General features: G+C 62.4%; 10 protein-coding genes. 9 read left to right on the top strand and 1 reads right to left on the bottom strand.

Features of this window, described 5'->3' with window-relative positions; translation table 11 throughout:
- Positions 1–33 precede the first annotated feature (33 nt).
- The 7 genes from ACREXZ_RS15950 (at position 34) to ACREXZ_RS15920 (ending at position 6,235) form a co-directional block, all read left to right on the top strand.
- The gene (locus ACREXZ_RS15950) at positions 34–1,164 is read left to right on the top strand and encodes a TIGR03032 family protein (protein WP_431765065.1); all 1,131 of its coding nucleotides are present in this window, start codon (positions 34–36) and stop codon (positions 1,162–1,164) included.
- On the top strand, positions 1,157–1,354 hold the full coding sequence (locus ACREXZ_RS15945) for an adenylyl-sulfate kinase (protein WP_431765064.1): 198 nt from the start codon (positions 1,157–1,159) through the stop codon (positions 1,352–1,354). The genes ACREXZ_RS15950 and ACREXZ_RS15945 overlap by 8 nt, the downstream gene beginning before the upstream one ends.
- Positions 1,302–1,751, top strand: a complete 450-nt coding sequence (cysC, locus tag ACREXZ_RS15940) for an adenylyl-sulfate kinase (RefSeq protein WP_431765063.1) — start codon at positions 1,302–1,304, stop codon at positions 1,749–1,751. Before ACREXZ_RS15945 ends, cysC begins: the two co-directional genes overlap by 53 nt.
- Before the next feature lie 609 nt (positions 1,752–2,360).
- The gene (locus ACREXZ_RS15935; protein ID WP_431765062.1) at positions 2,361–3,632 is read left to right on the top strand and encodes a substrate-binding domain-containing protein; all 1,272 of its coding nucleotides are present in this window, start codon (positions 2,361–2,363) and stop codon (positions 3,630–3,632) included.
- Positions 3,633–3,963: 331 nt separating this feature from the next.
- Positions 3,964–5,190, top strand: coding sequence for a type II secretion system inner membrane protein GspF (gene gspF / locus ACREXZ_RS15930; RefSeq protein ID WP_431765061.1), 1,227 nt, complete (start codon positions 3,964–3,966; stop codon positions 5,188–5,190).
- A 3-nt stretch (positions 5,191–5,193) separates the two neighbouring features.
- Positions 5,194–5,673: a GspH/FimT family pseudopilin gene (locus tag ACREXZ_RS15925; protein ID WP_431765060.1), complete on the top strand. Its 480-nt coding sequence runs from the start codon at positions 5,194–5,196 to the stop codon at positions 5,671–5,673.
- Between the two features lie 343 nt (positions 5,674–6,016).
- The gene (locus ACREXZ_RS15920) at positions 6,017–6,235 is read left to right on the top strand and encodes a type II toxin-antitoxin system prevent-host-death family antitoxin (RefSeq protein WP_431765059.1); all 219 of its coding nucleotides are present in this window, start codon (positions 6,017–6,019) and stop codon (positions 6,233–6,235) included.
- Between the two features lie 18 nt (positions 6,236–6,253).
- Here the strand turns inward: ACREXZ_RS15920 and gspK are convergent, their stop codons facing one another.
- Positions 6,254–7,231 carry a type II secretion system minor pseudopilin GspK gene (gene gspK / locus ACREXZ_RS15915; protein ID WP_431765058.1) on the bottom strand — a complete coding sequence of 326 codons (978 nt, stop codon included), beginning with the start codon at positions 7,229–7,231 and terminating at the stop codon, positions 6,254–6,256.
- Positions 7,232–7,660: 429 nt separating this feature from the next.
- On the opposite strand from gspK, the gene ACREXZ_RS15910 reads away from it, so the two are divergent.
- Entirely contained in the window at positions 7,661–9,298 is a 1,638-nt protein-coding gene (locus tag ACREXZ_RS15910; RefSeq protein ID WP_431765057.1) for a ShlB/FhaC/HecB family hemolysin secretion/activation protein, read from the top strand.
- Positions 9,299–9,354: 56 nt separating this feature from the next.
- Positions 9,355–11,169, top strand: coding sequence for a DUF2341 domain-containing protein (locus ACREXZ_RS15905; protein WP_431765056.1), 1,815 nt, complete (start codon positions 9,355–9,357; stop codon positions 11,167–11,169).
- The last annotated feature ends 18 nt before the right edge of the window (positions 11,170–11,187 follow it).

Genomic DNA, 11,187 nt, shown 5'->3' with positions numbered 1-11,187 from the left:
CCATCGCATGGCGATCGCAAAAGGAAAGACGACTTGACTCTGCTCGAGGAAAAACATTCCACGCAGGCCTCGCCCGATGACGCGCAGCCGTTCATCAATCTGCGCGATACAGGCCGCTTCCTGCCGGTGCTCGAAGCGTTGCAGTGCACGCTTGCCATCAGCCGCAGACCATCGGGTGTTGCGCTACTCGGCGTCGATAACGGCGTGCCGACGTTGTCGGCGTGCCTGCTACCGCGCTCGATAGGACTTGCCGCAAGCGGTGACCGGCTCGCGATCGCTACCGCGCGTGAGCTGATGATCTACGCGAACGTGCGCTCGATTGCCGCGGAGTATCCGCTGCGCCCGGATCACTACGACGCGGTGTTCGTACCGCGCGTGTCGTTCTTCACCGCGTACTGCGATCTGCACGACATGGCGTTCAACAAACAGGTCGTGGTCGCAGTCAATACGCGTTTCTCGTGCATTTCGGTGATCGACGGGTTCTACAATTTCACGCCGCTCTGGCAGCCGCCGTTCATCACGGAGTTTGCGGCAGATGATCGCTGCCATCTGAACGGCATGGCGATGGAAGACGGCAAGGTGCGCTTCGTCACCGCGCTCGGCCGGACGAATACACCGTACGGTTGGCGCAAGGACATGGCGCATGGCGGCATCTTGATGGAGGTGCCGAGCGGACGCATCGTCGCGGAAGGGCTCTCTATGCCGCATTCGCCGCGCGTGATCAACGGTCACCTGTATGTGCTCGAAGGCGGTCGCGGACGTGTGCTGCGCGTTGATCCGCAGTCGGGCAAGGTCACGGTGCTGGCGACATTGCCTGGCTTTACGCATGGTCTTACTGAGTACGGCGGCGTACTGTTCGTGGGCCTGTCGAAGCTGCGCGACAAGCGTGGTCCGCAGGGGTTGCCGATCGAGGACGAAGGCGAATTGATGGCGGGCGTCGCCGCGCTCGATGCAAATACGGGTAGCGTGCTGGGCATTCTGCATTTCTTCAACGGTGTCGATGAGGTGTTCGACGTGCAGGTGATTCCGCGCGTGCGCCGCGCGGAGATTCTGTCGCCTGAGCAATGGTTTCAGACGCCGAGCCTCGTGACGCCGCACGGCGGCATGTGGGAGCGGCGCTCGCCCGATCAGACCGCAGAAGACGAAGAGGGCGCGGGTGCCTGATTGTGTTGCGCCGACGCGCGTGGAACGTGAACGCCGGCATGGTCATCGCGGTGCGGTGATCTGGCTGACGGGACTGTCGGGTGCCGGCAAGTCGGCGATCGCTTCGGGCATCAAGCAGATGCTGTTCGATGCCGGGTATGAAGTTGATGGTGCTCGACAGCGATCGTTTGAGAACTGGCCTGAATCGTGATCTCGGGTTCCACGCCGATGATCGCGCGGAGAATGTGAGCCGGGTCGGCGAGGTGGCTGCGCTGCTGGTCGATACGAGGATGATCGCGATCGTCGCGTTGATTTCGCTGTTTCGCGAGGGGCGTTCCGTTGCGCGGCTCGCACCTCGCGATGCGTTCCACGAGATCTACGTGGAGGCTGATCGTGCCGTGTGCGAGGCGCGTGATCCTAAGGGGCTCTACCGGCGCGCCCGGCGTGGGGAGATTGCCGAGTTCACCGGTATCTCGTCGCCATACGAACCGCCGGAGAGGGCGGAACTCGTGGTCGATAGCGCACAATTGGATGCTGAGTCTGCGATCGAGCTGGTCGCGGTGCATGTGAAGGCATGCGTAACGCTTGATAGCTCTCAGCATTCGTGATTGCGTAAGACGAAGTTACGTAGATTCGGTTGCCAATTCGACTTGCAAGGTTCATTGAGATTTAACCTGGTTAATTGCCGTGCGATCTAGATTGTGAATTCGGGATTCGTATCGGTTGGCGATCAACGTCGACATCCTGCCGAACATTAACGGCTTGAACCGTAACGTCGGCAACACAACCGCACGTAGCGGTCTGGGAAGGTAGAAACCTCATCCTTGGTAGCGCTACGACACAGATGAGCCGTTGCGAACTATCCGCAGCGGCGAATCCCCTTTCGGCATATGCGCTCATACCCGTTTGCGAAGTTGCCGGGCAGACAGCCAACGATTCCGGTATGGCCTGAGTCTGATCCGCGAGCTTTGCTTGGCAGATCAAAAAATCACCAGTCATCGTCCAATAATCAGCAAAGTAAATCGCAATTAGTTATGAATCAATTCGCATAAAAGCATCTGGAAAGTTAAGCACAATCTGTTGCCAAACCGCCTCCTGTAATTCACGCACATTTAATCCATGACCAGGGAACTCAAACATATATTTGGCATGGCAGAGCGACGAAATAGTCGTCTGTATTCCGTAGCTTCCCCTTGGACAATCCAGAAGGAATAGCGATGAAATTCAGCAAGCGCAAGATCTGCACCGCAGTCGTTTTCGCATTCTCGGCACTCGGCGCATCGGCAGCGATGGCACAGGCAACCCTCGTCGGCGGCGGCTCGTCGCTCGTGGCTCCGAGCATCGGGTTGGAAATCACGCAGTTTGGCGGCGGCCTCAGCTACGCTTCGGTTGGCAGCGGCGCCGGTCAGAAGGCATTCCTGAACAACGACGCGACCCAGTTCGGCCTGGCGTCGACCGTTACGGTGCATTTCGCGAACAGCGACGCGGCACTGTCGTTGACGCAAGTCGACACGACGGGCTCGTATGTACGTACGGCCACCGACGGCAAGCTGATCCAGTTGCCGTACATCGTCACGCCGATCACGGTCCCCTATGTGGCTCAACCGTCGTCGGTGACGGGCACGGTGTCGCTGAACGACAATGACCTGTGCGGTATCTACTCCGGCAAGATCACGAACTGGAACCAGATCATCAATCCGACGACGAGCTCCGTCTATACGACGGTCAGCACGCCGATTCAGGTGGTGTACCGCCTTGACGGCAGCGGCACGACCGACCTGCTGACGCGCCACCTGGCCGCGGTCTGCACGACCGGCACTGGCGGCAACTCGAACGTCACGTTCAACGAAACGCAGACGTTTGCAAGCAACTTCACCACGGTGCCGGCGAACTTCATCGGCGCGACGGGTAGCGGTGGCGTAGCCGCCCAACTGGTGGCGTACCGCAACGTCACGCCGACGGCGACTGCTGCATTCGGTTACCTGAGCCCGGACTACACGAACACGACGCTTGCGCCGTCCTCGCCGAACGCGACGAACGCGCTGACGGTGGCCAGCCTGCGCAACTCGCATACGAACGCCGACGTTGCCCCGACGTATCAGAACGCGACGATAGCACTGGGCTCGGTGGCGGCTCCGAGTGGTGCGGCTGCCGAAGCCAATCCGTTCAACTGGGTGCCGGGTGCCAACATCAGCAAGACGGACCCGTCGTGGATCGCCATTTCGAATCCGACCGCCGGCTATCCGATCTCGGGCACGAGCAACATCATCGTGAGCCAGTGCTACAAGACGGCCTTGCTGCGCGCGCGTCTGATCAACTTCCTGACGGCCCACTACGGCAGCACCACGTACGCGGCCATTCTGCACAACAACGGTTTCGATACGGTCCCGACTTCGTATCAAACGGCGATCAACAGCGACATCCTCGGGAACACCAACGGCTACAACCTGAACATCGGCAACTCGGTCTGCGGTACGCTCGGCCGTTAATCGATGACGCTTCACTCCGCGTAGACCGCCGACGGACCCACGACGCTTAGACAGCGTCCATCCCGAAGCCCTCTCAACGGAACAAAAGCAATCAGGTCGTAACGCGGCATGCAACGTGCCGTGCAGGGAAAGAGTTAGCAGCAATGTGCGTACCGGCGAAGGCCTTCGCCGGTACGCATTTTCACTTCCAGAGCCAGCGCACGTGATGCGCACAATCTGTCACACGCGGTGCCAATCGCGCTGCTTAACCTGCCATTTACGACCTGCTCGCATCGAAACATCGAGAAGCAATCAGAAGCATTGAGAAGCACCGTACCCAGAGGAACCCACGATGACCGCATTCCGTTTCGAAGCCATCGATACGGCCGGCAAAGCGCGCAAGGGCGTACTCGACGGCGACAGCGCGCGCTCGGTACGCAGCCAGCTGCGCGCGCAGGGTCTGGTCCCGATGACGGTCACGACCGCCGCCGGACGCACACGCGGCGCCGCAGGCCAGAACGCAGCCGCAGCCCGCTTCGGACGCAAGCTGTCGCAGCGCGAACAGGCGCTGCTCACGCGTCAGCTAGCGAGTCTCTTGATCGCGGGCCTGCCGCTCGACGAAGCGTTGTCGGTACTAACCGATCAGGCCGAGCGCGACTACATCCGCGAACTGATGGCCGCGATCCGCAGCGAAGTGCTCGGCGGCCATTCGTTTGCGAATGCGCTCGCGCAACATCCACGCGATTTCCCGGACATCTATCGCGCGCTCGTATCGGCCGGTGAACATACCGGCAAGCTCGGCCTCGTGCTGTCGCGTCTCGCCGACTACATCGAACAGCGCAATGCGCTCAAACAGAAAATCACGCTCGCCTTCACGTACCCGGCGGTCGTGACGGTCGTCGCGTTCGGTATCGTCGCGTTCCTGCTGAGCTATGTCGTGCCGCAGGTCGTCAACGTGTTCGCGAGCACGAAGCAGCAGTTGCCGTTTCTCACGGTGCTGATGATGGCGCTGTCGGACGTCGTGCGTCACTGGTGGTGGGCGATGGCGCTCGCCGTCGCGGTCATTGCTTACTTCGTGCGCGCGACGCTGTCGCGTCCCGGCCCACGCCTCGCATTCGATCGCTGGCTGCTCACCGCGCCGCTCGCGGGCAATCTCGTGCGCGGCTACAACACGGTGCGTTTCGCGAGCACGCTGGGCATTCTGATCGCGGCCGGCGTGCCGATCCTGCGCGCGCTACAGGCCGCGGGCGAAACGCTCAGCAACCGCGCGATGAGCGGGCTCGTCAGCGATGCGATCGTGCGCGTGCGCGAAGGCACATCGCTGTCGCGCGCGCTCGGCAATACGAAAACGTTTCCGCCTGTGTTGGTGCATCTAATCCGCTCGGGCGAAGCGACCGGCGACGTGACGACGATGCTCGACCGCGCGTCGGCCGGCGAGGCGTCGGAACTCGAGCGTCGCACGATGTTCCTGACGAGCCTGCTCGAACCGCTGCTGATTCTCGCGATGGGCGGCACGGTACTCGTGATCGTGCTCGCGGTGATGCTGCCGATCATCGAGCTGAACAACCTGGTCCATTGAACGATGCGCGATTTTCGCAAGCGGCGAGGCGAGCGCGGCTTCACGCTGCTCGAGATGCTGGTAGTGCTGCTAATCGCAGGGCTGCTGATTGCGATCGTCTCGCTCGCGCCGACGCACAACCGCAGGACCGATCTCACCGAGGAAGCGCAGCGGCTTTCGATGCTGTTCGAATCCGCAGTCGACGAGGCGCAGATCCGTTCGACGCCGATCGCGTGGCAACCGGTCGGCGGTGGTTATCGCTTCATGCGGCGTGCCGCGAATGGCAGCTGGCAGCCGCTCGCCGACAGCGTGCTCGGCGCGCATCGCTGGGGGGCGGAAGTCACCGGCGTATCGATCCGCTATACCGGCGGCAGCACGACGCAGCGTGTCGTATTCGGCGAGGAAAGCATCGACGCGCCGGTCACGGTGACGCTGTATTCCGGCGACGTGCGAATGCTGGTGATGAGCACGGGTATCGGTAGTTTCAGCGTGCGGCGACCTTAATGCATTTCGCATAATCAATTCGACCAGAACCTGATTTACTAAAGACCACTCGCGCAGGTTTCCCGGATTGTGAATACTTGATGTTGAATGATACGTATCACCCCATATTAGAGCCCCGCTATCCCATCTTTTATACGTACATTCTGTCGCGATAAATTAATAATTCGAATCTCGAAAAGATATTCTTTGAAGCACTGTATTAATCAGTTGTTAAACAATTTACTCGTCTATAGAATGAATCACACGAATAAGGTCAGGGTCTTGAAGCACCGCGGTTTCTCCCGACGGGCTTCGGCAATCGGGGATACGTGCCCGCCAGAAGACCTTCTATAAGGACTGACAGGTGAAGCAATTCTTTTGGCAACAGGCCGTCAGCATGGCCACGCGCGATTTCAGCAGGAACCCCTCCAAAGCATTGCGAGAGGCAAGCACTCACCCTGTCATGGTGACCAAATATGGTCAGCCGGTGGCGTGTCTGATTCCGATCGATTACTGGAATTCGGTGATCGAGATGCTGCGCAATATAGATATATCGACTCGCCTCGAGCGACGCGACATGTGATTGCAATGGGCGGTAAGGTCAGCCGCTCAACCGGTGTACCCACGTCACTACGGTCCAGCTGATATCGCCGATCCCGTACCGCGCGATCAACGTGTCCATCCGCATGTTGATACGCTCCGACCGGATCCGGCAATGCACGATGAAATAACCACTGGTCACGCCCACTAGCGAGCCCGGCGGCAACTGTCCGTTGCCGAGCGTCGAGTAGAGCGTGGTCGCGATGTCGCCGGTGCTGACGAAGTACGCGGTATTGCGTCGGGTGATCAGCGCATCCGCCTGGCCGTGCGACAGCATCGGAATCGCGGCGGCGAGCACTTCGGGGGACGCCGTGTTCGCGTTGACCATGGTCGTGTCGGGCAGCACCGTGACGAGCGGTGCGAGCGTGCTGATCGTGTGCGGGTCGTAGCCGGGAACGCTGGCGAAATCGTCGATGGAAGTGGGCTGCAGCGGCCAGTCGTCCGCGTCGCCCCCATTGCCATTGCGGGGGCCAATCGCGAGCGCGCGCAGCAGATGGTCGGCGGTCGGTTTCGCGAGCGCCGGGTCCAGCCCTGCGCCGCTGAGCAGTCGACGGTACGCCGCAAGGCCGTCCGGATCGATCTGGAACGGTGCGCTCGGGCCGGGCCGGGCCACCAGGTTCATCAGGTTGAATTTCGCCTGCGCATCTTCGACTTCGCCGGAGATCGTCGCCTGCGCGAGTTCGCCGTTCACCGCAACGACGTCGGCCGGCAGCAGGTCGGCCAGATGGGTGGCTTGCACCGGTACGGCCCAGCGCTGCCCCGTGTGAGTGATACCCGACGTCGACGTCTGCACCCGCAGCTCCGCGCGTGCCCATTCCACGGCCGCGCGTTCTACCCACATCGTTTGTGTCGCGATGCGCTGGTTCTCGACGTCGCGCACCGCGACCCACTCGCGCCACAGCAGGCTCGCGGCCAGCGCGGCCACGAGCGCGACGATCAGCAGCACCGTCACGATTGCAACGCCGCGTTCGCGCGTCACCGGTTTCCTTTTGCGCACAGGCCTGTGATGCGCCGCGCGTCGTTCGATGCGTGCTTCGCTGCGGCGTACCTGCATGCGTTCCCCGTGCACCCGAGTGTCTCTCGCGTTCCCTCGCGGCTGTCGATAGTAGCCGCTCCGCGCTTTGCTTCGGATGACAGAAGTTACGTATTTTTCGGCGCGAAACAGACATGGCATGCCGCTACGATGGCCGGATTTTCGTTCAGCCGGGCAGACCAGACGCGGGACGAAATGCAGCACAGAACACCTAAAAAAATGCGTACCGAATGCGGGCAGGATCGAAACGCTTCGCTGTACGTACAACAGGTCACGATCCCGACTTTAGAAATTTGTATCGTGCACGACTTGAAAAATCCACTGAATCCGCCACGCGGGTCGACACAGTCAATCGAATCAGAGAGGAGTGGCGTGATGGCGCCCGCGAGTCACGGGGAAGCAACTGGCAGGCGGTTTGGTTGGGTATCGGCGCTGTTCGCGGGAAGCGTCGTCCTGGCCACCGGCACTGCCCATGCGCAGGCGGCTGCAGGCAGCACGGCGAACGCTCCGGCGCACTCGACCCAGCCGTCGAGCTTCGACGTGAACGAATTCATCGTGCGTGGCAACACGGTGCTGCCGTCGCTCGACATCGAGAAAGCGGTCTACCCGTTCGAAGGTCCGGGCCGCTCGCTCGACGACGTGAACGCCGCGCGTGATGCATTGCAGAAGGTGTACCAGGACAAGGGCTATCAGTCAGTCGTCGTCGAGCTGCCGCAGCAGCAGGTGAAGAACGGCGTGATCGTGCTGCAGGTCGTGGAGGCAAAGGTGGGACGTCTGCGCGTGGAAGGCGCGAAGTACTACTCGCCGCAAAACGTGCGCGATGCAGTGCCTGCGCTCGCCGAAGGCAAGGTGCCGGATTTCACGCAGGCGCAGCAGCAGTTAAGCGACCTGAACCGTTCCGCCGACCGCCAGGTGATTCCGGTACTGAAGCCGGGCGCGATGCCGCAGACCGTCGACGTGGACCTGAAGGTCGACGATCACAATCCGGCGCACGGCACGCTCGACGTGAACAACGACAACAGCCCCGGCACATCGACGCTGCGCACGAGCGCGACGGTCAGTTATTCGAACCTGTGGCAGCTGGGGCACGTGGTGTCGGCGACCTACCTGCTCGCGCCGCAGCATCCGGAAGACACGCGCGTGTACTCGTTCTCGTACCTCGCGCCGCTCGGTGATTCGCACTGGAGCCTGCTCGGCACCGTGCTGCATTCGGACAGCAACGTCGCGTCGCTCGGCGGGACCAGCGTGCTCGGCAAGGGCACGTCGTACGGCTTCACCGCGATCTACACGCTGCCTTCGACGGACACGTATGCGCATTCGGTCAGCGTCGAAATCGACCACAAGCACTACGACGAGAACGTGAGCCTGGGCGGGCAGGGGTCGTCGGCGCCGCTCACCTACGTGCCGATCACGCTCGCCTACAACAGCCAGCTGAACCTGAAGAATTCGCAGACCGCCTTCTCCGCGTCGATGACGGCGGGGATTCGCGGCCTCGGCAGCACGTGGGACCAGTTCGACAACAAGCGCTTCAACGCGACACCCGATTTCGTGTACGGCAAGTTCGACGTCAATCACACGCAGAACCTGCCGCACGACGTTCAGGCGAACGCGCACGTGAGCGTGCAGATCTCGGGCTCGCCGCTGGTCTCGAGCGAACAGTTCGCGGCAGGCGGCATGACGAGCGTGCGCGGCTACATGCAGGCCGAGGACACCGCCGACAGCGGCGTGATCGGATCGATCGAACTGCGCAGTCCGTCGCTCGCGTCGTATGTCGGGAGCGCACTCGACGAGTGGCGCTTTCACGTGTTCGTCGACGCTGCGCATCTGTGGCTGCTGAGCCCGCTGCCGGAGCAGACGTCGTCGTTCAACCTGGTGAGCGCGGGCTTCGGCACGCGCGTGAAGTTGCTGAAGTACGCGAGCGCGGATTTCGAGGCCGGCTGGCCGTTGCGCTCGGGTGTCTATACGCGGGCGTACAGCCCCCGCTTCGATTTCTATGTGCGACTCGGTTTCTGACCGGGACCGGTATTGGCCACGCTCGCGCAACGAGCTGGCTTGAGAGGGAGAAGATTGTGAAACGTGCTTTGCTCATGCTGTTGACCGCGCTGCTCGGCTGCCTGCCGGGGATCGCGCATGCGTGGTGGCAGAACGACTGGTCGTATCGCAAGGCGATCACGATCGATACCGGGCCGAAGGGCGCCAATCTCACCGATGCCGCGGGCCGCACGCCGCTGCTGATCCGGCTGCACTCGGGCAACTTCCAGTTCGACGGCCTGCAGGACAGCGGCGCCGACATCCGCTTCGTCGCCGCCGACGACAAGACGCCGCTCAACTATCACATCGAACAGTACGACCCGGTGCTGGGCGTCGCGCTGATCTGGGTCGACGTGCCGCAACTGCCTGCGGGCGCGACGCAGCCGATGTGGATGTACTACGGCAACACCAAGGCGCCGGACGGCGCCAGGGCCGCCGAGACATTCGACGCGGACTACACGCTCGTCTATCACTTCAACGGCGCGGCTGGTGCGCCGCCGAAAGACGTGACGGCGTATGCGAACAACGCGCAGAGCTCGCCCGCCCGGATCGCCGAGGACGGCATCGTCGGCAAGGCTGCGCAGTTCAACGGGTCAAGCCCGCTGAATCTGCCGGCGAGCCCGTCGCTGAACGTCGCGGCCGGTGGCGCGTTCACGTTCAGCGCGTGGGTCAAGCCCACCGCTCTCGCACCGCAAACCCTGCTGTATGCCCGCCGCGACGGTGCGAACGCGCTGCTCGTCGGGCTCGACAACGGCGTGCCGTTCGCCGAGATCGACGGTGGCGCCGCGCCGGTGCACGTGACCGGGCCGCAGCCGGTCACGGCGAATCAATGGAGCGAGATCGCGTTCACGGCCGACAGCAAAAACCTCACGCTGTACGTCGGCGGCAAGCAGGTTGCACAGACTGCCGGTGCGTTGCCTGCGCTCAACAGCGCGGCCGCGGTCGGCGGCGACGTCGCGAATGCACCTGCGCCTGCGGCTGGGGGGGCACCCTTTGCCGGCTTCACCGGCGAGATCGACGAACTGCGTCTGTCGAAGGTCGCGCGTTCCGCCGCGGCGCTCGCGATCGACACGCTGTCGCAAGGTGCGGAATCGAAACTGATCGACTACGGCGCCGACGAAAAGCAGTCGGGCTTCGGCTTCGGCTACTTCGGCGTGATCGTGCATTCGGTGACCGTCGATGCATGGGTCGTGATCGGCATCCTGCTGCTGATGGCGTTCATATCGTGGGTCGTGATGTGGACGAAGGCGACCTACGTCGGCACCGTCGACAAGGCGAACAACTTCTTCATCGAGCGCTTCCGCGCCGTGGCCGGCAAGCATCTGGTCGGGCTCGCGCACGCGGACGACAAGACCGACGAAGGCCGGCGTCTGCATCGCTCGTCGCTGTATCGCCTGTATAAGGCGGGCGTCGACGAGATTCACAGCCGCGTCGATGGCAACGGCCGCACGGTGATTACCGCCGAATCGATCGAAGCGATCCGCGCGTCGATGGATGCGACGCTCGTGCGCGAGAACCAGCGGCTGTCGAAGTCGATGGTGCTGCTGACCATCGCGATTTCCGGCGGTCCGTTCCTCGGCCTGCTCGGTACGGTGGTCGGCGTGATGATCACGTTCGCGGCGATCGCCGCGGCCGGCGACGTCAACGTGAACGCGATCGCGCCGGGTATTGCGGCTGCGCTGCTCGCGACGGTGACCGGTCTGTTCGTCGCGATTCCCGCGCTGTTTGGCTACAACTACCTGCTGATCCGCAACAAGAACGTGACCGCGAACATGCAGGTGTTCGTCGACGAATTCGTCACGCGGCTCGCCGAAGCGCATCGCTCGGTCGATCATTCGCTCGCCGCGGATTGAAACGGATTGAACCGGGAG

Origin of the sequence: Paraburkholderia sp. (assembly GCF_050742655.1) — a bacterium.
In the GTDB taxonomy this organism is placed as follows: Bacteria; Pseudomonadota; Gammaproteobacteria; order Burkholderiales; family Burkholderiaceae; genus Paraburkholderia.
The sequence above is the reverse complement of the archived record's forward strand: the minus strand, read 5'-3'. Positions and strand labels throughout refer to the sequence as shown.